The organism is Rahnella contaminans (assembly GCF_011065485.1).
In the GTDB taxonomy this organism is placed as follows: Bacteria; Pseudomonadota; Gammaproteobacteria; order Enterobacterales; family Enterobacteriaceae; genus Rahnella; species Rahnella contaminans.
This window is the reverse complement of sequence record NZ_JAADJS010000002.1, coordinates 484,745-504,291: the sequence shown is the minus strand read 5'-3', so window position 1 is coordinate 504,291 and position 19,547 is coordinate 484,745. Positions and strand designations below refer to the sequence as shown.

The window sequence follows — 19,547 nt, the reverse complement described above, 5'->3', positions numbered from 1 at the left end:
GGGTGCTGACTTTCGTGCTACTTACGGAAGTAGAAACTCTGGAAGATGTAGCTCCAACTACATGTTCCAACAAAAAAACCGCGTAATCGCGGTTTTTTTGTGTCTGGCATTTAGCAAATTACTGTTTCAAATCCGCCAGTAACGCTTTGTGCTGGGTATCCAGCGCGGTGACGCGTTTACAAACATCATCGCCGAAGGCTTTAAACTCTTTTTCCTGTTTGTTCCACTCTTCCTGTACGGCCTGTTGCAGACCGCCGAGATTGCCCATCATTGCCTGCAGGGGATTGCCGCCGCTCGTGGCTTGTTTCATGCCCATCTCGTTGATGCTGTCCTGCATCACACCGCCCATAGTTTGTTCCATCAGCTTCTGGCCATTCTGCTTAACCTGATCCACCGCTTTGTAGTGGAAGGTCAGCCCGTCAGTGCGATGCTCGATAATCAGATTCATCTGCTCTTTCAGCTGTTTATCCAGCTTGACCAGACGATTACGCACGTTGCTGTCGCTGCCGAGTTTATCGACAATCACACGGTCAACGGCCACACGGCCTTTTTCGAGATGCGCCGTCGCGCCCTGATCAATCCATGGCAGGTCACGGCGCAGGCCAGCCTGATAATCGATGGCTTCCTGACGCTGTTTTGCGCTCAGGGTCATGTCTTTTCCGTTAAGAGTCACATTGCCGTTAGGGGTCATCAGCAAGTCACCGCTTTTGCCGACAACCTGCACGGTTTGCGGCTTGATGATCACGTCGTCTTTAGGCTGAACGGCACACTGATAATCAGCCTGCACGCTCCATGCACTCAGCGCCAGCAATGCAGCCAGTCCGGTTTTTACCACTCCACTTTTTACTAACATGTACTCTCCCTTAAGACAGCAAACTCAAAAAATTGAACGGCCAATTCGTTGCGCCAGTAATTCTAAGGCAGCAATACCTGCCAAAGAGTTCCCCGCCGCATCAAGTTCCGGCGACCAGACAGCGATACACATCTCTCCCGGCACGATAGCAATAATGCCGCCACCGACACCGGACTTGCCCGGCATGCCGACGCGGTAAGCGAATTCACCGGCGCCGTCGTACATGCCGCTGGTCACCATCATTGCGTTAATCTGTCGCGCCTGACGGGCATCAATCAGCGGCTGCTCATTACCCAGCGGATGGCCCTTGTTCGCAAGATAAACGAACGTCCGCGCCAGTTCCTCACAACTCATGCGCAATGCGCAATAATGGAAATAGGTGTGCAACACGGTGATGACGTCGTTATCGAAATTACCGAAAGATTTCATCAGGTAAGCGATCGCGGCGTTGCGATCGGAATGATCGAATTCAGAACGCGCAACGTGCCGATCGTAGTTGAGATCGGCCGAACCGGCCAGTTGACGCACCACTTCCAGCATTCTTTGCTTGGGCGCAGTCAGACGGGTTTGCAGCATATCGCAAACCACCAGCGCACCGGGGTTGATAAACGGATTGCGCGGTTTCCCCTGTTCCAGCTCAAGCTGAACCAGCGAGTTAAACGGCTGGCCGGAAGGCTCTTTGCCCACGCGTTGCCAGATTTCGCTTTCCTGATAGCGGGTCAGCGCCAGCGTCAGGCTGAGCACTTTAGAAATCGACTGGATTGAGAACCGGGTATTGGCATCACCGGCACGAAAGATCTCCCCTTTCGTGGTACACACGGCAATCCCCAGATGATCAGGGCTGACTTCTGCCAGCGCGGGAATATAGTCGGCGACTTTACCACGGCCAATCAGCGGCCTGACCTGCGCAAGAATATCTTCCAGCAAACTGTTATCGAGCTCGGTACCCAACGTCCTTCCTCCAGATGTAACAAAGGTGCCGGAAAGGCACCTTTAAAAGATTCAGTGTTCAACTGCTGGCAGAATCAATCCCACCAGATATCGAACAGGTCTGAAACTTCAACGTCTTCCATTTTATGGTCTTCTAACCATTTTTTGACCTGCGCGCGCTGTTCATCAGTGCAGTGACCGATATCCTGACGGCAAACCAGACCTTCCCATTGCAGATAGCCGCTGCCGTCGAAGGCCAGTTTGTTTGGCTCGATCACACCGTCAATGAATTTATCCAGTGATTCGTCAATGGTTTCTACCGCGGTACCTTCCGGGAAACGCCATTTTACAGAGAAGCCCAGTTCCTGGAACTCGGCAATGTGTAACTTCTTACGTAAACGACGACTGCGATTTGTAGCCATTATTGCTTCCTCTCAAACATCAGATCCCACACGCCGTGGCCTAAACGCTGGCCACGCATTTCGAACTTCGTTACCGGGCGCGATTCGGGGCGCGGTACATAATTATTTTCCTGCGACAGATTTGCCCAGTTTTCGAGACTGGTCATCACCTCAAGCATGTGTTCTGCATACGGCTCCCAGTCGGTTGCCATATGGAATACGCCACCCACTTTCAATTTCCTGCGCAGTTTCTCAACGAATTCAGGCTGTACGATACGGCGCTTATTATGACGCGCTTTATGCCACGGGTCAGGAAAGAATAGCTGTACCATGTCCAGCGAGCCATCCGGAATCATTTTTTCCAGTACTTCAACCGCATCGTGACACATCACGCGCAGGTTGCTGACGCCCTCTTCGTGCGCCGTTGCCAGACAGGCACCGACGCCCGGCGAATGCACTTCGATCCCGATAAAGTTCTGGTCAGGATTCTGCTGCGCCATGGTGACAAGCGACGTGCCCATACCAAAACCGATTTCCAGCACAACCGGTGCTGAGCGACCAAATAAGGCATCAATATCCAGAGCTTCAGTCTGAAACTCCACGCCCATCACCGGCCAGAAGTTGTCCAGCGCAAATTGCTGACCTTTGGTCAGACGGCCCTGACGGCGGACAAAGCTGCGGATACGGCGCATCGCGCGACCGTTCTCATCGAACTCCGGAGAAATGACGTCGTTTTTCATGGTGTTTCCACTCCGTTACGCAAGACGCGGTATTCGGTCACTGCTGTATTTTGGTCATTAACTGTTAAGAATGGCGCATTATCCAAACTTACTCCCGATTAGCAAGGCTTGCGGGCAGGAAATCCGTCAATACAGTGCGGAAAGTTCCGGTTTACAGCCAGACGGGAACTGTGATGTGATCAGCCCCGTCTTTTAACCCTGCCGGACTGTAATTCACCCATGATGGAAGCCTCCACTTTTTCGCCGCTGGTGCTCGACTGGTATCAGCGCTATGGCCGTAAAACGCTGCCGTGGCAAATCTCCAAAACGCCTTATAAAGTCTGGCTTTCTGAAGTGATGTTGCAGCAAACGCAGGTCGCAACCGTTATTCCTTATTTCGAACGGTTTATGGAACGCTTCCCGACGGTGTCCGATCTCGCCGCCGCCCCGCTCGATGAAGTGCTGCATCTGTGGACCGGTCTGGGTTATTACGCCCGGGCGCGTAACCTGCATAAAGCGGCGCAAACTATTGCCACTCAGCACAATGGCGTGTTTCCGACCACCTTTGATGAAATTCTCGCGCTGCCGGGCATTGGTCGTTCGACCGCAGGCGCCGTATTGTCGCTGGCGCTAAACCAGCACTATCCCATTTTAGACGGTAACGTGAAGCGCGTGCTGGCCCGGTGTTATGCCGTTGACGGCTGGCCGGGCGAGAAGAAAACTGAAAATCGTTTGTGGAAAATAAGCGAAGACGTCACACCGGCTGAAGGTGTCGCGCAGTTTAATCAGGCGATGATGGATTTAGGGGCGATGGTCTGCACCCGCAGCAAACCAAAATGCGAACTTTGCCCGGTGAAATCCGGCTGCGAAGCCTACGCACATCACAGCTGGGCAAAATATCCGGGTAAAAAACCCAAGACGACGCTGCCGGAAAAAACGGCCTTTATGCTGATGATTCAGCAGGACGAAAAAGTCTGGCTGGAGCAGCGGCCGCCGGTGGGCCTGTGGGGCGGTTTATTCTGCTTCCCGCAATTTGCGACAGAAGAAGAACTGGCGCAGGGGCTTCAAAAATACGGTGTTACGCAAAATCAGTTGCAGCAGCAGACCGCTTTTCGCCACACTTTCAGCCATTTCCATCTGGATATCGTCCCGATGTGGTTAAATCTGCGAACGACAGCGGGTTGCATGGATGAAGGTGCGGGTCTCTGGTATAACTTAGCGCAACCACAACAGGTCGGGCTGGCCGCACCGGTCGAGCGTTTGCTGACCTCTCTGGCAAAACAAGCCGATGGCAAAAAACCGTCCCAACAGAATGATCATAAGGAATTAGCATGAGCAGAACGATTTTTTGTACTTTTCTGAAACGCAATGCCGAAGGACAGGACTTCCAGCTTTATCCGGGCGAGATCGGCAAACGTATTTTCAACGAAATTTCGAAAGAAGCCTGGTCTCAGTGGATGACCAAACAAACCATGCTGATCAACGAAAAGAAACTCAGCATGATGAACCCGGACGACCGGAAATTGCTGGAACAGGAAATGGTTAATTTCCTGTTTGAAGGTCAGGATGTTCATATTGAAGGCTACACCCCGCCTTCAAAATAACGTTCAGGAACAGAAATTTAGGCAGGCTCGTGCGCGGCTTGCTTCTTTCACCAGAAATGGTTTTCAGATGAAGAAAATTTTAGCTTTGCTGGTTATCGCACCGATGCTGATTTCCTGCTCCGGCAGTAAAAAAAACCAGTTCGACGAAGCTTTCGTAAAAGACACCAACGGATTCGATATTTTGATGGGGCAGTTCGCTCATAACATCGAAAATATCTGGGGTATGAATGAAGTCCTGATTGCGGGTCCGAAAGACTACGTGAAGTATAGCGATCAGTATTACACCCGCAGCCACATCAACTTTGATGCGGGTACCATCACGATTGAAACCATTTCCGGCACCGATCCGGCCGCGAGCCTGCGTCAGGCGATCGTCAGTACCTTACTGGTGGGCGATGATCCGGGCAATGTTGACCTCTATTCCGACGCCAACGATATCCAGATCAGCCGTGAGCCGATGCTTTACGGGCAGGTTCTCGACAACACCGGGCAGCCTATCCGCTGGGTCGGCCGTGCCAACAGCTTTGCCGATTATCTGGTGCAAAACAAACTGATGCGCCGCCAGTCCGGCATGCATATCATTTATTCCGTCACGATCCAGATGGTGCCAAACCACCTGAATCAGCGTGCGCATAAATATCTGCCGATGATCCGCGAAGCCTCCGCCAAATACGGCGTCGATCAGTCGCTGATCCTGGCGATCATGCAAACCGAATCCGCCTTTAACCCGTATGCGGTCAGTAACGCCGATGCGCTGGGCCTGATGCAGGTTGTGCAGCATTCCGCCGGGGTTGACGTCTTTAAATCCGAAGGCAAGTGGGGCAAACCGAGCCGAAGCTATCTGTTCGATCCGCAGAACAATATCAACACCGGCACCGCGTATCTGGCGATGCTGCAAACGACGTATCTGGGGAACATCAGTAACCCGACGTCACGCCGTTACGCCGTGATCACGGCCTACAATGGCGGTGCAGGCAGCGTGCTGCGCGTGTTCTCACAGAACAAAACGCAGGCGTTCAACATCATCAACAACATGGCGCCGGGCGATGTCTATACCACGCTGACCACCAAACATCCGTCAGCCGAATCGCGCCGCTATCTGTACAAAGTGAACAACACGCAGCGCAGCTATCGCCGTGTAGACTGATGTGATTGCGGTACAAAAAAAAACGGAGGCCCGCTGGCCTCCGTTTTCATTTCTGCGTGAGCGTGTGCGGATTACTCCGCGACGACGTAGCCCATAATACGCTTCCAGCCGACAGGTTTTTTCTCGATATAAACGCCCTGTAGTTCAGGCGAGAAGCCCGGCAGCAGATTAATCCCCTCTTCCAGCGCCATGAAGTAACGCTGCACAGCGCCGCCCCACAGCTCGCCCGGCACGACACACAGAACGCCCGGCGGATACGGCAACGCACCTTCCGCCGCGATACGGCCTTCGGCTTCGCCGACAGGCACCAGTTCAATATTGTCGCGGATAAACTCGTTATGAGCGTCCTGCGCGTTCATCACCGCTTTCGGGAAACTCTTCTCGCGGAACATCTCTTTTTGCAGCTCTTTCACATCAAAACTGACGTACAGGTTATGCATTTCCTGGCACAACTGGCGGATGGTGTAGTTGCGGTATCTGTCTTCGTTTTTACGGTAAACGGTCGGCAACACTTCGCTCAGCGGCGCGTCTTCTTCGATGTACTGCTCGAAGCGAACCAGCTCTTCCACCAGCAGCTGCATTTTGGCCGGCGTTTCGGCTGGCGTCAGCAGGAAAAGGATCGAGTTGAGATCGCATTTCTCCGGCACAATGCCGTTCTCACGCAGGTAGTTCGCCAGGATCGTCGCGGGAATACCAAACTCGGTATATTTCCCGCTGGACGCATCAATGCCTGGCGTGGTCAGCAGCAGCTTGCAAGGATCAACAAAATACTGTTTTTCCGCGTAACCCGAGAAGGCATGCCAGCGCTCGCCCGGCACAAAATCGAAGAAACGCACATCGTTCGCCATTTCAGCGGTTTCATGATCCTGCCAGCGCTTTCCACCGACCACCGGCGGAACAAACGGCAGAATCATCGAACACTGTTCGAGCAGCATTTTGCGGGTTTCGATACCCAGCTTCACGCACTCCATCCACATATGTTTACCGCTGCCACCGGCATGAATACGCGCGTTGACATCAAGCGCGGCAAAAAGCGGATAAAACGGGCTGGTTGAAGCGTGCATCATGAATGCGTTATTCAGCTTCTTATGGCTGCAATGACGCTTCTGGCCTTTGATATGATTGTCTTTTTTATGGATCTGCGACGTCTGCGAGAACCCGGCCTGCTGCTTATGCACGGACTGCGTGACGATAATGCCCGGATCGTTTTCGTTGAGCTCCAGCAACAGCGGTGAGCACTCTTTCATCATCGGGATGAATTGCTCATAACCGACCCATGCAGAATCAAACAGAATGTAGTCGCACAGATGCCCGATTTTATCGACCACCTGACGCGCGTTATACACGGTGCCGTCATACGTGCCGAGCTGGATAATCGCCAGGCGGAACGGACGTTTTTCTCCAGCACGTTGCGGCGCCACTTCTTTGATTTGTTTGCGCAGATAAGCTTCATCGAAACAGGCCGCGTCGATGCCGCCGATAAAACCAAACGGATTGCGCGCGGTTTCGAGATACACCGGCGTCGCGCCTGCCTGAAGCAGTGCGCCGTGGTGGTTGGATTTATGGTTGTTACGGTCGAACAGCACCAGATCGTCGCGCGTCAGCAGCGCGTTGGTCACGACTTTGTTCGCGGCAGAAGTCCCGTTGAGAACAAAATAGGTTTTATCCGCGCTGAAGACTTTCGCCGCATACTTTTGCGCATCCTTCGCCGAGCCTTCGTGGATCAGCAAATCGCCCAGTTTGACGTCGGCGTTGCACATGTCGGAACGGAAAATGTTCGGGCCGTAAAAATCATAGAACTGACGCCCTGCCGGATGGCGACGGAAAAACTCACCGCCCTGATGCCCCGGACAGGCAAAGGTCGCGTTCTCCATCTCGACATACTTTTTCAGTGTGTCGAAAAACGGCGGGAACAAAGCTTCTTCATAGCCCTGCGCAGCCGATTCAATCTGCGCCGCATAGAACGCCTGATTGGCATCGGACAGCGTAATCACGCCTTTCAGCGACGGTAAAAACTCCGGCGCAATCTGCTCCGTTCCCTGCACTGCAACAAACGCGGGGATCCCGAATCCCAGCGTTTCTATCTCCGCCAGCCTGCCGTGATTCAGATCCCCGACAGAAATAATGATGGCCGCCACGTCGGCATAATCGGCACGACGCAGATCGACGACCAGGCGGGACGTCTGGAGATAAGGGGCGACAGAAGCGCTTGCTGCAAGTTTTAAGTGTTTCATTCAGACTCTCAAACGGTTAAGTAAGAGGGTGTGCCACAGGGCACGGCAATGAGCTGGTTCTTACGTCTTAAAGGTATAGTGCGCAGAGTCCAGCCCGGCAAATGACGTTGGCTTGAGCGCGAGGTCGAGTGCGATGAAACGATGCCCGAGGGGCAAAGTGGTGACAGATCGACGTTCAGGCCAGGCCACGTCTGATAGACAACAGTAAAATCAGAGGTGCGCTCTGTTTTTACTAATATCTAACAGCAGGCAAACGGTAGCCTTACCGCATGAAAGGATCTGCAAAAGGAGGAAAACTGAAATCGTGGTGTTTACAGCACCCGGAGATCATCATCAGATTTTTTCTGCACTTACGAAAAGCGCGATGTGATAAACCAGCCATGCCGCAACCCTCTTGAGCTGTCGCGTGAAAACGGGATCAGAGTTGTTTAATAAATCGGCGCAATAATGGCATCTTTTATTCCCCTGTTCAACCCTGAACATTGCGGGAAATTCTTACAGAATGCGACATCACAAAACGCGAAAATCCGCCCATCCCACCCTGTTTTGACGGACACTTTCCCGGTATCGTAAGTTAAATCGCCAAAATGCGGTAAAAAGCATCAGTCGGGTGACGAACGCCACCGTTGTTACAAAAAGCCGTTGACGACACATGCCCAATACGGTTTAATGCGCCCCGTTGCCCGGATAGCTCAGTCGGTAGAGCAAGGGATTGAAAATCCCTGTGTCCTTGGTTCGATTCCGAGTCCGGGCACCATCTTTAAAGAAACCAGCTTAACGGCTGGTTTTTTGCTTTCTGAGCTACGGACTCTCCATCGAACTCCGTTCGATTATTCGTCTCATACTGAGACTCACCCCTTCGGGGCCAGCGCAAGCGCTGTTCAAAGCTGCTTCGCAGCATTGTCCGAGTCCGGGCACCATCTTTAAAGAAACCAGCTTAACGGCTGGTTTTTTGCTTTCTGCCCTTTCTGTCCTTACTTTTCTTTATAGTTACTCGGGTCTTCCTTCAATTTCCGGTGATATCTCAATGAACGCTGTCTGTTATGTCCTGCTGATGTTCATGGTCGGCGTCAGTCTCATCTCTCCTTATCCTGTCCGGGTGGGCTTATTACTGATCAACCTGCTGACATTACTGATTTACGGTGCCGACAAGCTAGCCGCCCGCAAAGGCTGGCGAAGGATACCGGAAAACACATTACTGCTGTTCGGACTGCTCGGTGGTTGGGCTGGCGCACTGGCGGGTCAGCAACTTTTCCGGCATAAAACGCAGAAGCAACCTTTCAGAACGAGATTTATGCTCAGTATCGCTGCCAATATCGCTGCCGTTTTACTGGCACTCTGGTTGGGCTACGGACGGTAAAAATCAGGCAAAAAAAAGCCGGAGAATGTCAGCGCATTCTCCGGCTTTTTTATACATCTCAGAAACAGCGGCTGGCGTTATCCGTACAATTTCAGCCGTGCAGCTTTCTTCGCACAAGCAAGGTCCGCCTGCACCATCTCAATCACCATATCCTGCAAAGATGTTTCCGGTGCCCAGCCGAGTTTACGGCGGGCTTTGGTCGGATTGACATTGACCTTACAGGCTTCGGCAGGCCGGATATAACGCGGGTCTACGGCGACAATCACGTCCCCGACTTTCAGGGCCGCCGCAACCGGGCTGATGATCGCGGTAATAATCCCCTTCTCTTCCACGCCCTTGCCTACAAAGCGCAGCTTAATCCCGAGCTCCAGCGCCGCAAACGTCACAAACTGGCGGACGGTATACTGCACACCGGTAGCCACCACAAAATCCTCGGGATTATCCTGTTGCAACATCAGCCACTGCATTTTGACGTAATCCCGGGCATGGCCCCAGTCACGCAGCGCATTCAGATTCCCCAGATGCAGACACTTCTCCAGCCCCTGCGTAATATTGGCCAGGCTGCGGGTAATTTTGCGCGTGACGAAATTCTCGCTGCGGCGTGGTGACTCATGATTAAAAAGAATGCCGCTGCATGCATATAACCCGAACGTTTCGCGATAATTCACAATGGTCCAGAAATCAGAAATACCCGTGGCATACCAGGAGGGATAAATATTCAGGCTCACCATTTCATTAATCGCGATGCCATTCACCAGACTGCATAACGCCGAAGGCGACGCATGATAATAACGCGTTTTCGTTTCCAGCCCGAGAATACGGATAGCCTCCAGTACCTTCAGCGCACTGAATTCCCCCGTGGAAAACAGATCATCTGCGGAGTCAGAATTTTCAGACAACTGACCTGCTCCGCCCAGATTATAAACTTCGTCCGGTCGGATAATAGCGAGCAAATCGCGAGCCGTTCCCGTACTGATATCAGCATAAGTATAAATATGAAGATCAGAGGATTTATCGTGAAAATTACTGCCCGCATTACCGGTATTATGCGGAACGACATTCCCGCCAATCCCGTGAACAGTATAACCTTTCTTTAATAAAAGCTCGGCAAGATAAGAACCATCCTGCCCGGTTATATGGGTAATCAGTGCGACTTTAGACATATAAGATCCTTTGATTACAATTTAATAAACACATCATGAATGATGCCCGATTATAATCGTAAGGTTATGCACCGGAAGGCAGAGAGTGAACCTGAATTAAGATGCAGAAACGATTTAACAAATGGCATAAGTGAACCGTAAAGAATTAATATATGACTTTCTTACTTTCATTAAACGCTTGCCACTTTGTTTTAATATAGTCATCCAGTTCACTGTGAAAACGTTCTTCAGAGAACCGCAATGCATTGTTGCGGCAATTCACCGGCAGGAAAGATCCCTGAAGGGTCTCGAAGTGCAAAACAGCGCGCAGGAGTGAATCTGCCGTCTGCTCTGCAAAGAAAATACCGGTCGGATTTACTTCACCGTAAGGCCGGATGGACTCCAGTACGCCGCCTTTGCCAAAAGCAATGACCGGTGTTCCGCAGGCCTGCGCTTCAACCGGCGTGATACCAAAATCTTCTTCGGCAGCAAAGACGAACGCCTTCGCACGACGCATATGATCCTGCATGACCTCGTCCGGCTGATACCCTAAAATCTCAATATTCTTGCCCGCTTTCGCTTTTATTTTGGTCATCTCAGACCCGTCACCAATGACTACCAGCTTTTTGTCCGGCATCTGGCTGAACGCTTCCACAATAATATCGATGCGCTTGTAGGGCACCATACGGGACGCGGTAAAATAGAAGTCGTCTTTATTTTCCTGCAACGTAAAACGGTCCACGCTCACCGGCGGATAAATAACATCTGCATCACGCCCGTAGACTTTTTTAATTCTCCGCGCGATGAAATGTGAATTAGCAATGAAATGGTCTACGCCGTTGGCGGTACGGCAATCCCAGATGCGTATTTTGTGCAAGAACCATCGTGCTAATTTACCCTTAAGGCCTTTATCTAAACCAGCTTCCCTGAGGTACTGATGCTGAAAATCCCAGGCATAACGTATCGGAGAATGGACATAACTGATATGCAGCTGGTCGGGCCCGGTGAGTACCCCTTTTGCTACGGCATGGCTGCTGGAAAGAATAATATTGTGCTTTGTGACATCCAGCTGCTCGATGGCTAACGGCATCAGGGGCAAATATTGCTGATACTTTGTTTTTGCATACGGAAGCCGTTGAATAAATGATGTCTTAACATCTTTACCGTAAAATTGTTTTCTGGATTCATCAGAGAGAAAATCAACAACCGAATAAAGCTCGGATTCAGGATAAAGTTTTATAAATTCTGCAATAACTTTTTCTGCCCCGGCAAAAGTCACCAACCAGTCAGCGACAATCCCAACACTCACTTCATGTGACATCATTAAAACCTCATCAATTATTATTTTGGTATGATGATAAAAAATACAAATAAGAGTAAACGCGAAACATTTAGGAAATTAAAAGTGAGTAATACGAATTAGATAGTGAGCTGTATTACTCACCAGAAAATATTTTACAGATAATTACATACTGCGGAGAATAGAAAGGATCCTTCTCGTCTGTTCCTGCATCAGTTTTGAATTAGCCCTGGATTCCACATTCAGACGCACAACCGGTTCCGTATTTGAGCTGCGAAGATTAAACCGCCATTCATCAAACTCAAGGCTGATACCGTCCGTATGATCGACATTAATGGCTTCTCCTTCATAAACCGCCAGCACGCGCGCAATAGATTCTTTCGGCTGATGCAGGAAACTGTTTATTTCACCTGAAGCCGGATAGGCAATAATGCGGTCATTAATCAGTTGGCGCAGGGACTTGCCTTTTACATGCAATAGTTCCGCCACCAGCAGCCACGGAATCATCCCGCTGTCGCAATAATAAAAATCGCGGAAGTAATGATGGGCGCTCATCTCACCACCGTAAACTGCATCTTCCTGGCGCATACGTTCTTTAATAAAAGCATGGCCGGTTTTCGACATAACAGGCACGCCGCCCGCACCGGTGACAATATCAATGGTATTCCAGCTTAAACGCGGGTCGTGGATGATTCTTGAGTTGGGATATTTTTCGAGAAAAGCGTCAGCTAATAACCCGACAATATAATAACCTTCGATGAAATTCCCCAGATCATCAAACAGGAAACACCGGTCAAAATCACCATCAAACGCTATCCCCATATCGGCGTTGTGTTTGATAATCGCATCGGTGGTGTCCTGACGACATTCTGGTAATAGCGGATTCGGGATCCCGTTAGGGAACGTACCGTCTGGCTGGTGATGTACTTTGATAAATTCAACCGGCGCACCGGCCTGTTTGAAGCGCGCTTCGATTGCATCAATAACATGGCCCGCAGCGCCATTACCCGAGTTGATGACCAGTTTCAGCGGACGGATAAAATTCTTTAAATCGACATAACTGAGTAATTTATCGATATACGCATCGAGTACCGACGCTTTTTCGTAGGTTCCACGCTGAGCAGGATCGGCAGGTGAAAAATTGTTCTCTTCTGCCAGACGTTGTATTTCCCCAAGCCCGGTATCACCGCTTATAGGTTTAGATTCTTCACGAACTAATTTCATGCCGTTATAGTTCATCGGATTATGGCTGGCCGTCACTTCTATTCCGCCATCCAGTGCCAGATAAGACGTCGCAAAATAGATTTCTTCTGTACCCGTCACGCCGATATCAACAACGTCCGTTCCCGCATCCTGCAAACCTCTCGCCAGCGCAAGTTTTAATGCTTCGCTGGTTAAGCGGACATCGCCTCCCAATACCATTTTATTAGGTTTTAAATATTCCCCGTAAGCACGTCCTATGCGATAGGCAATATCTTCATTTAATTCGACGCCTAATTCACCGCGAATATCGTAAGCTTTAAAGCAAGTTAATGTACCTGACATATTTCATCCCCAAATTAACAGCGACCATAGTGATCTTTTATACGGATAATATCGTCATCTTCCAGATAGGATCCCGACTGAATTTCCAGAAGTTCCAGAGGAATTTTCCCCGGGTTCTCTAACATATGCTGAGCCCCAATAGGGATAAACGTTGATTCATTTTCACTGAGCAGATAATTTTTATCTTCGAGAATAACTCTGGCTGTGCCCGACAGAATAACCCAGTGCTCCGCGCGGTGATGATGCATTTGTAATGAGAACTGTCCGCCCGGTTTAACGGTGATGCGGTTCACATGATAACGGGGTGCAGTCACGACATTATCGTTACGGCCCCACGGGCGATAGGATTCGCGGTGCAAACGATATTCCCGTCGTTTATTATTTTTTAAATATTCGACGACTTTTTTAACGTCCTGCACCTGGTTTTTATCAATCACTAAAACGGCATCTTTCGTATTTACGATGACCAGATTATCCACACCAATGGCGGCCACCAATTTCTCATCGGTGTTGATATAACAATTGTTCGCATTATGGGTAAATACATCGCCACTGATGGCATTCCCTTCAGCGTTTTTATCATTCACTTCCCAAAGCGCCGACCAGGAACCCACATCATTCCAGCCCGCATCTAACGGAACAACAATCGCATCCGTGGTTTTTTCCATTACGGCATAATCAACAGATTCATCCGGACAGGAAATAAATGCCGCTTTATCTACACGGATAAAATCTTGCTGCTCATCAGTATGCGAAGTCTCAATCGCTTTCTGACAGGCTTCGAGTATGTCCGGCCTGAATTTTGCAATCTCTTCAAGAAAACGTCTGGCGCGGAACAAAAACATACCGCTGTTCCAGTAATACTCGCCGCTTTCCAGATATTGCAATGCAGTCTCAAGATTCGGTTTCTCGACAAAACGCTGCACCCGAAAAACAGGATCGGCATCACTGCTGAATTCTGTTCCCCTCTGGATATAACCGTAACCAGTTTCAGGGCCTGTTGGCACGATACCGAACGTGACCAGTTTCCCCTGCTCAGCGAACGGAATAGCATTCTGCACGGCCTGATGGAAGGCATCCGGAGACTCGATAACATGGTCGGCTGCAAGCACCAACAGTAACGGATCAGAACCGTTGTCGATGGCACTGAGCGCAGCCAGCGTAATAGCAGGCGCCGTATTGCGCCCGACAGGCTCAAGAATAATATTGTCGGAGAGCTGGTCTATTTGTCGTAATTGTTCGGCAACAAGAAAACGATGCTCTTCATTACAAATAACCAGCGGTGCAGAAACGTCCAGCCCTTTTAAACGGGTGACCGTTTCCTGCAACATGGAATTATCGCCATGCAGACGAAGAAATTGTTTTGGATAAAGCTCACGAGACATTGGCCACAAACGACTGCCGGTGCCGCCAGCCATGATTACTGGAAGGATCATAGTTTTCGTCTCAAAAATAAAAGAGTTAAATAAGATTAAACCACCGAATACAACCACTCAGTGTGCAGAGGAATAACTTACTAATAATTCAGAAGGGTACAAAGGAATATAAAAACACTATGCTTTTATTTTAAAAGCAGTCTTGAGCATAAAATAGAACAAATAGGGGAAAACTTTAATTAATGAGATGGCGGAGAGTTTTTTTAAACTGACAGATTTAGATAATTTCGCAACATACGAGAGATCAATAGAGCGCCTGATGCCAATAACATCCTTTAACGGCGCCCCATATCTGACGGCGTTTATAAACACCATTAAAATGACCAGATAACTATGTTTAGCCCATTTTTCTTTATCGGTTTCAGTGATAATAAGTGGCGATACAAGTGACTTCGTCCTGTTAAGGTATTCCAGTCGGTTTAATATTTTAAGGTAAGACTGTTTAGTTAATGATGACGCGTGCTGGATGTAATGATATTTACGCTCATTACCGAAAGCGATACTAGCTCCGTTAACAAACATTTTCATAATCACTTCATAGTCTTCAAAAACGGTCAATGTAGTATCAAACCGAATGCCATCAAACAAGTCGCGTTTAAAGATTTTGCTCCACAAATATCCCGTTACCTTACCCTCCAGCATGGAAAAAACAGCATTTTTACCCTGTAAGGTGGTATCCGTTGCAAAATCATTCGTTTTACCAACGGAGACTCCCGAGGGTTCCTCAGAAAAATACAGGCACTGCCCAATACTGGTATTATTTTTCGTCAGAACTCCGATCAGGTAACTGACAAAATCAGGTTCAAGATAATCATCTGAATCTAAGAAACAGATAAACTCTCCTGAAGCATTATCAACCAGGGTATTTCTCCCAAAAGAGACCCCTTGATTAATTTTATTATTGATGACTTTGTGCTGAATATGTTCATATTCTTCAAAAAAAGTGGTGACAATTTTTCGCGATGAGTCTTTCGAACAATCATCCACGATAACTATTTCCACGTTTGAATATGTCTGTTCTGCAACTGACTGAAGCGCTTTCCTGAGGAATTTTTCTGAGTTATAGACTGGTATTAAGATACTCACTAAGGATAATTTTTTTTCCATGAGATCATTTATCCTCTCTGAAGAATTTTTCTTGCAAGAGAAAAAATCATTGTTCTCTTACTCACTGAGGAGAAAGTAAAAATCAAAGCAAAATAGCACACTGCACCAATACCTATTTTTATCATTAATCCAAACCAGGACTCGCTCAGGACAGCGTATTGTTGTACCGCCACGAGTATCATGCACATCAGAACTGAACAAACAATGGGCGTAATCAACTCTTTTACGTATTGTTTGAAAGTTAAATTCAACAGAGTCAGGGCACACCATGCTGAAATAGGGTAAAGCAACACGGTTCGGATTGAGAAGACGAGAGCGGTAGCGATAAGTCCAAATCTTACAAAGAAATAAAAAGCCACCACATTGGTAATAGCGTAAACCAATGTCAGTCGTGCCTGCCATTCAGGCTTATCTCTGGCAAACATCACTGAATGGTTATAATATCCAATTGAAGTGACAAAACCTACAGCACTGACAATTTGCATAACAGGGACAGAATTCATCCACTTGTGCCCTAAAAGTAAAAAAGTAATATCATGGGACAATGTTGCAAGCCCCACAAAAGCAGGTGCAGTGACCAAAACCGTTAAATACGTCGCCTGCAAATACTTCTTACCAAACTCGTTGATATCATTTTTATAACGGCTGAATGCAGGCAGTGAAACACGCATTAAAGCCGATGCCAGAACCAGATTCAATGTATTAACGATACGCTTGCCGGCAGAGTAAATCCCCGCGGCTGCACTTCCCAGGAAATAAGTTATAAAGAAAACATCGCTATTCTGATTTGCAAAGTTAGTGACATTGCTCAACGCGACATGCTTTGAAAATCCCAATGATTCCTTCATTGATTCTCTTGAAATTTTCATTCTGGGCTTCCAGGGTGTCGCCACCCACAGAGCTACCAGTGAAATCAAAGACGTCACAACTTGCTGCACAACTAAACTGGCGACGGCGAAGCCATTGTAGGCCATTACTACCCCGACAATACCGCCGATAGAAATCGACGTCATAGAACGTATCGCTAACGGGCGAAACATCATATTATGCGACAGCCAGGCTTCATGAGTACGACTCAGACCACTCACCAGGATAATAACGCCAGTGCCGCGGATCACATTGGCTAACTGCGGCACGTTCATATACGCCTCAATAAAAGGAGCGGCGAAAAAAACAATCAGAAAAGCGGGAACAGAGAAAGAAAAACACAAAAAAAGGGCAGAGTTATAATCGACTTCAGAAGGTGATTTTTTCCTGATAATTGAAGTCGCAATACTATCAAAGAGAACGCTTTTGAAAAATTGAGTCACTAATAAAGAAACACTTAACATGCCATATATACTGGGCGTTAAAATCTTAGCAAGTATAATAAATATGACAAACGTAATGATCTGAGACGCAGTATTATCCAGAATAGACCAGATTGCACCAGAAAGAATGCTGGGCCTGCGGGCGTTTTCTTGAGATTTCAAGGTTACATCCTTTACATATCACTTGCATTTTGAAAGTATATCAATACCAGCCAGCAGACGTTCTACATTATTATTAAACTGATTATCCTCACTCAAAAAACCAGGATGTTTTCTGGCAGCTAAGAGGATATTGGCTGCATTATCGATAAAGCTATTATCAAGATTTAATTTAGTGGCTTTTTCAATGATTTGAATACCTTTATTAGGGATCCGGTATAAGGCAAGACGTGTCAGGTCATGATAGTGAGGCCACCATTTTTTATTCTTCAGCTCACGCTGTTTTTTAAAATAACTCACGGCATACTCAACGTCAGCATCAGGTAAATGGTATTTCTCGCCATAAACATATAAGCCCTTATCACGCATACACTCACGCAATGAACTGCTACCCAGAACAGTTGGCCTGTAAGGAAGGTTTATTGTCTGAGTCCAGTCTAGCCATTTGAATGTGTTGATCTGTGAAGAAGTAATCAAAGGAACCCAAGGTACACGCATTGCATCTGCAATAATCGCAGCATGCATGGCATCCGCAAGCACCAGTTTGGCATTTCGGATTTTTTGAATAACGGTCTTCGCATCCGACTGTGGATTCACAAACTCAACCCCGGCCTGCTGACAAACCTTTTCCCACTGCCCCGTGACGAGCGCATGGTGATGAGGAACAAAAATCACCCCCTTACGTTCAGCTTCTGTGAGGGGTTTAACCTCGGCGAGCGTGTTTAACAGCGCGGCGCCATCGGTAATAAACTTGTCTTTCGGCAATCCCAAAATTTCAGCACTGAGCGGCCCCCTGACACACAGCGTTTCCCAAGAGCTGTCACCAAAGTTAGCCGGTGGATAGCCATAACCCACCCCGCTGGAGAAGACATACCACTTTTTAGCAGGCGGCATAGCGGAAGTAATAATGGTGCCAATACCGGATACCCTGACGTTCTCATTGTCATCAAAAAAGCCAGGAAGTAGTGCATCCCAAATCCATGCGTTAAGGTCGTCCCCAAAATTCCCATGCGCAGATTTATAATAGTAAATTTTCAATTTATCACCGGTTAATATGTAAAGGCAGGCCGAGTAGAATATTTAACATCCTGGAATAGGATTTATCCTGATCAAATTCGTTATCAATTGTTTGTTTCGCATTACGACAAATATCCGGCAACACACCGGGATTATCGATTATTTCAGAGATGACACCTGCAATGCTGGCGGCATCATTTTCATTGACCAGAAAACCAGACACGCGATCTTCAATAAGCTCAGGGATGCCACTGTGAAACGTCGATATCACAGGTATACCGATTGCCATTGCTTCCATCAGTGCAACCGGGATCCCTTCCATATCACCATCTGACGCCGTGACGGAAGGTAGTAAAAACACATCCGAGTTATTTAAATATTCAGAGACAGTTTCTTGCGTCTGCGCACCTAAAAAGGCAATTTTGTCACCCAATCCAAGATTGGTGACCTGAGATTCAAGTTCTTTTCGCAGAGGCCCGTCCCCGATAATGGTGTAATCAAAGTCAACGTTTTGCTGTTTTAATAACAGGCAGGCATTTATAGCGACGGAGATGCCTTTTTTTTCTGTAAGTCTGGCGATAGAGAGAAGTTTTATTGGATAACTAATAGTAATTCGTTCTTTATAAATGAATTTACTAATATTCACGCCCATTCTTATCACGTGTGTTTTATTTTTTATTGCAGGTGTTAAGGCTATCTTACTCGCCCACAACTCACTCACCGGAAAAATATAATTTGCATCATTGAATAGCTGTTCATAATCGGAATGAAATAAATTCAAAATTCTTTTTTGAGAAATATCATTACCGTGAAAAACAGCAGCTATTTTCCCATCAACAAAACCCAATCTTTTTAGTTGGTTTAACAACGCTGCTGTAGTTCCAAAATGTGCAATGTTTATGTCGGATTTTATTTTCCTGCTATTCTTTGATAAAATTTGGGATAAAATTAGAGTTTTTGCATAATATCCATATTTTTTGAAATTCAAGCTTTCAAATGCTTTTTTATTTGTAAGTGCACCGGTAGCAGCAATAACTCTGGTAATGAGTTTTTGTCCCTTACTGTCTGGTTCTTTATCCAGAAGAAATCTTACTTTATCTAATATGCGATACTGGGTAAGTGACTTGTGCTTAATGTTGAACTCACCAGGGAAAACTGACACGACTTCAACATCGATCCCTTTTTTTATAAAATACGCAATTTGATTAATAATAAATGTCTCTGATGCCACTGGGAATTTATAGACAAAAAACGAAACCTTCATAAATAACGTCCTTTAAATA

At 47.7% G+C, this 19,547-nt stretch carries 17 protein-coding genes and 1 tRNA gene; 5 read left to right on the top strand and 13 right to left on the bottom strand.

Going from position 1 to position 19,547, the window contains the following annotated elements; all coding sequences use genetic code 11:
• Nucleotides 1-118 precede the first annotated feature (118 nt).
• The 4 genes from GW579_RS11415 to trmB form a co-directional block, all read right to left on the bottom strand.
• The gene (locus GW579_RS11415) at nt 119-853 is read right to left on the bottom strand and encodes a YggN family protein (protein ID WP_165059141.1); all 735 of its coding nucleotides are present in this window, start codon (nt 851-853) and stop codon (nt 119-121) included.
• Between the two features lie 24 nt (nt 854-877).
• Nucleotides 878-1,804 (bottom strand): glutaminase B, encoded by a 927-nt coding sequence (gene glsB, locus GW579_RS11410; RefSeq protein WP_165059139.1) that lies wholly within the window; start codon nt 1,802-1,804, stop codon nt 878-880.
• A 74-nt stretch (nt 1,805-1,878) separates the two neighbouring features.
• On the bottom strand, nt 1,879-2,205 hold the full coding sequence (locus tag GW579_RS11405) for a YggL family protein (protein WP_015698505.1): 327 nt from the start codon (nt 2,203-2,205) through the stop codon (nt 1,879-1,881).
• On the bottom strand, nt 2,205-2,924 hold the full coding sequence (gene trmB, locus GW579_RS11400; RefSeq protein ID WP_152327731.1) for a tRNA (guanosine(46)-N7)-methyltransferase TrmB: 720 nt from the start codon (nt 2,922-2,924) through the stop codon (nt 2,205-2,207). The genes GW579_RS11405 and trmB overlap by 1 nt, the downstream gene beginning before the upstream one ends.
• A 219-nt stretch (nt 2,925-3,143) precedes the next feature.
• On the opposite strand from trmB, the gene mutY reads away from it, so the two are divergent.
• The 3 genes from mutY to mltC all read left to right on the top strand — a co-directional run bounded on the left by mutY (nt 3,144) and on the right by mltC (nt 5,654).
• On the top strand, nt 3,144-4,238 hold the full coding sequence (gene mutY, locus GW579_RS11395; protein WP_165059137.1) for an A/G-specific adenine glycosylase: 1,095 nt from the start codon (nt 3,144-3,146) through the stop codon (nt 4,236-4,238).
• Nucleotides 4,235-4,507: an oxidative damage protection protein gene (locus tag GW579_RS11390; protein ID WP_165059136.1), complete on the top strand. Its 273-nt coding sequence runs from the start codon at nt 4,235-4,237 to the stop codon at nt 4,505-4,507. Before mutY ends, GW579_RS11390 begins: the two co-directional genes overlap by 4 nt.
• 67 nt (nt 4,508-4,574) lie before the next feature.
• Entirely contained in the window at nt 4,575-5,654 is a 1,080-nt protein-coding gene (mltC, locus tag GW579_RS11385) for a membrane-bound lytic murein transglycosylase MltC (RefSeq protein ID WP_152327729.1), read from the top strand.
• Between the two features lie 71 nt (nt 5,655-5,725).
• On the opposite strand, the gene speF is transcribed toward mltC, so the two are convergent.
• Nucleotides 5,726-7,888: an ornithine decarboxylase SpeF gene (gene speF, locus GW579_RS11380; protein WP_165059134.1), complete on the bottom strand. Its 2,163-nt coding sequence runs from the start codon at nt 7,886-7,888 to the stop codon at nt 5,726-5,728.
• A 681-nt stretch (nt 7,889-8,569) separates the two neighbouring features.
• Between speF and GW579_RS11375 the strand changes: the two genes are divergently transcribed.
• Nucleotides 8,570-8,645 (top strand) — tRNA-Phe (locus GW579_RS11375).
• 264 nt (nt 8,646-8,909) lie between these two features.
• Nucleotides 8,910-9,248 carry a DUF1294 domain-containing protein gene (locus tag GW579_RS11370; protein WP_165059713.1) on the top strand — a complete coding sequence of 113 codons (339 nt, stop codon included), beginning with the start codon at nt 8,910-8,912 and terminating at the stop codon, nt 9,246-9,248.
• Nucleotides 9,249-9,325: 77 nt separating this feature from the next.
• On the opposite strand, the gene GW579_RS11365 is transcribed toward GW579_RS11370, so the two are convergent.
• The 8 genes from GW579_RS11365 to GW579_RS11330 form a co-directional block, all read right to left on the bottom strand.
• Complete coding sequence (locus GW579_RS11365) at nt 9,326-10,411, bottom strand: GDP-mannose 4,6-dehydratase (protein ID WP_165059132.1); 1,086 nt, start codon at nt 10,409-10,411, stop codon at nt 9,326-9,328.
• 145 nt (nt 10,412-10,556) lie between these two features.
• A complete protein-coding gene (locus tag GW579_RS11360) occupies nt 10,557-11,711 on the bottom strand; it encodes a glycosyltransferase family 4 protein (protein ID WP_152328021.1) in 1,155 nt (384 codons plus the stop codon).
• Between the two features lie 144 nt (nt 11,712-11,855).
• Nucleotides 11,856-13,235, bottom strand: a complete 1,380-nt coding sequence (cpsG, locus tag GW579_RS11355; protein WP_152327725.1) for a phosphomannomutase CpsG — start codon at nt 13,233-13,235, stop codon at nt 11,856-11,858.
• 14 nt (nt 13,236-13,249) lie between these two features.
• Entirely contained in the window at nt 13,250-14,671 is a 1,422-nt protein-coding gene (locus GW579_RS11350; protein ID WP_165059711.1) for a mannose-1-phosphate guanylyltransferase/mannose-6-phosphate isomerase, read from the bottom strand.
• A 117-nt stretch (nt 14,672-14,788) separates the two neighbouring features.
• Entirely contained in the window at nt 14,789-15,778 is a 990-nt protein-coding gene (locus tag GW579_RS11345; RefSeq protein ID WP_152327724.1) for a glycosyltransferase family 2 protein, read from the bottom strand.
• Nucleotides 15,779-15,786: 8 nt separating this feature from the next.
• A complete protein-coding gene (locus GW579_RS11340) occupies nt 15,787-17,250 on the bottom strand; it encodes a lipopolysaccharide biosynthesis protein (RefSeq protein WP_152327723.1) in 1,464 nt (487 codons plus the stop codon).
• Nucleotides 17,251-17,268: 18 nt separating this feature from the next.
• Nucleotides 17,269-18,285, bottom strand: a complete 1,017-nt coding sequence (locus GW579_RS11335) for a polysaccharide pyruvyl transferase family protein (protein ID WP_165059130.1) — start codon at nt 18,283-18,285, stop codon at nt 17,269-17,271.
• Nucleotides 18,286-18,289: 4 nt separating this feature from the next.
• Nucleotides 18,290-19,528 carry a glycosyltransferase gene (locus tag GW579_RS11330; protein ID WP_165059128.1) on the bottom strand — a complete coding sequence of 413 codons (1,239 nt, stop codon included), beginning with the start codon at nt 19,526-19,528 and terminating at the stop codon, nt 18,290-18,292.
• Nucleotides 19,529-19,547 lie beyond the last annotated feature (19 nt).

What these genes read in the sequence shown, in the direction of transcription:
- cpsG (WP_152327725.1), bottom strand. Translation starts at nt 13,235, where the DNA reads ATGTCAGGTACATTAACTTGCTTTAAAGCTTACGATATTCGCGGTGAA.
- mltC (WP_152327729.1), top strand. Translation starts at nt 4,575, where the DNA reads ATGAAGAAAATTTTAGCTTTGCTGGTTATCGCACCGATGCTGATTTCC.
- GW579_RS11405 (WP_015698505.1), bottom strand. Translation starts at nt 2,205, where the DNA reads ATGGCTACAAATCGCAGTCGTCGTTTACGTAAGAAGTTACACATTGCC.
- trmB (WP_152327731.1), bottom strand. Translation starts at nt 2,924, where the DNA reads ATGAAAAACGACGTCATTTCTCCGGAGTTCGATGAGAACGGTCGCGCG.
- GW579_RS11330 (WP_165059128.1), bottom strand. Translation starts at nt 19,528, where the DNA reads ATGAAGGTTTCGTTTTTTGTCTATAAATTCCCAGTGGCATCAGAGACA.
- mutY (WP_165059137.1), top strand. Translation starts at nt 3,144, where the DNA reads ATGATGGAAGCCTCCACTTTTTCGCCGCTGGTGCTCGACTGGTATCAG.
- GW579_RS11345 (WP_152327724.1), bottom strand. Translation starts at nt 15,778, where the DNA reads ATGGAAAAAAAATTATCCTTAGTGAGTATCTTAATACCAGTCTATAAC.
- speF (WP_165059134.1), bottom strand. Translation starts at nt 7,888, where the DNA reads ATGAAACACTTAAAACTTGCAGCAAGCGCTTCTGTCGCCCCTTATCTC.
- GW579_RS11390 (WP_165059136.1), top strand. Translation starts at nt 4,235, where the DNA reads ATGAGCAGAACGATTTTTTGTACTTTTCTGAAACGCAATGCCGAAGGA.
- GW579_RS11350 (WP_165059711.1), bottom strand. Translation starts at nt 14,671, where the DNA reads ATGATCCTTCCAGTAATCATGGCTGGCGGCACCGGCAGTCGTTTGTGG.
- GW579_RS11365 (WP_165059132.1), bottom strand. Translation starts at nt 10,411, where the DNA reads ATGTCTAAAGTCGCACTGATTACCCATATAACCGGGCAGGATGGTTCT.
- GW579_RS11415 (WP_165059141.1), bottom strand. Translation starts at nt 853, where the DNA reads ATGTTAGTAAAAAGTGGAGTGGTAAAAACCGGACTGGCTGCATTGCTG.
- GW579_RS11360 (WP_152328021.1), bottom strand. Translation starts at nt 11,711, where the DNA reads ATGTCACATGAAGTGAGTGTTGGGATTGTCGCTGACTGGTTGGTGACT.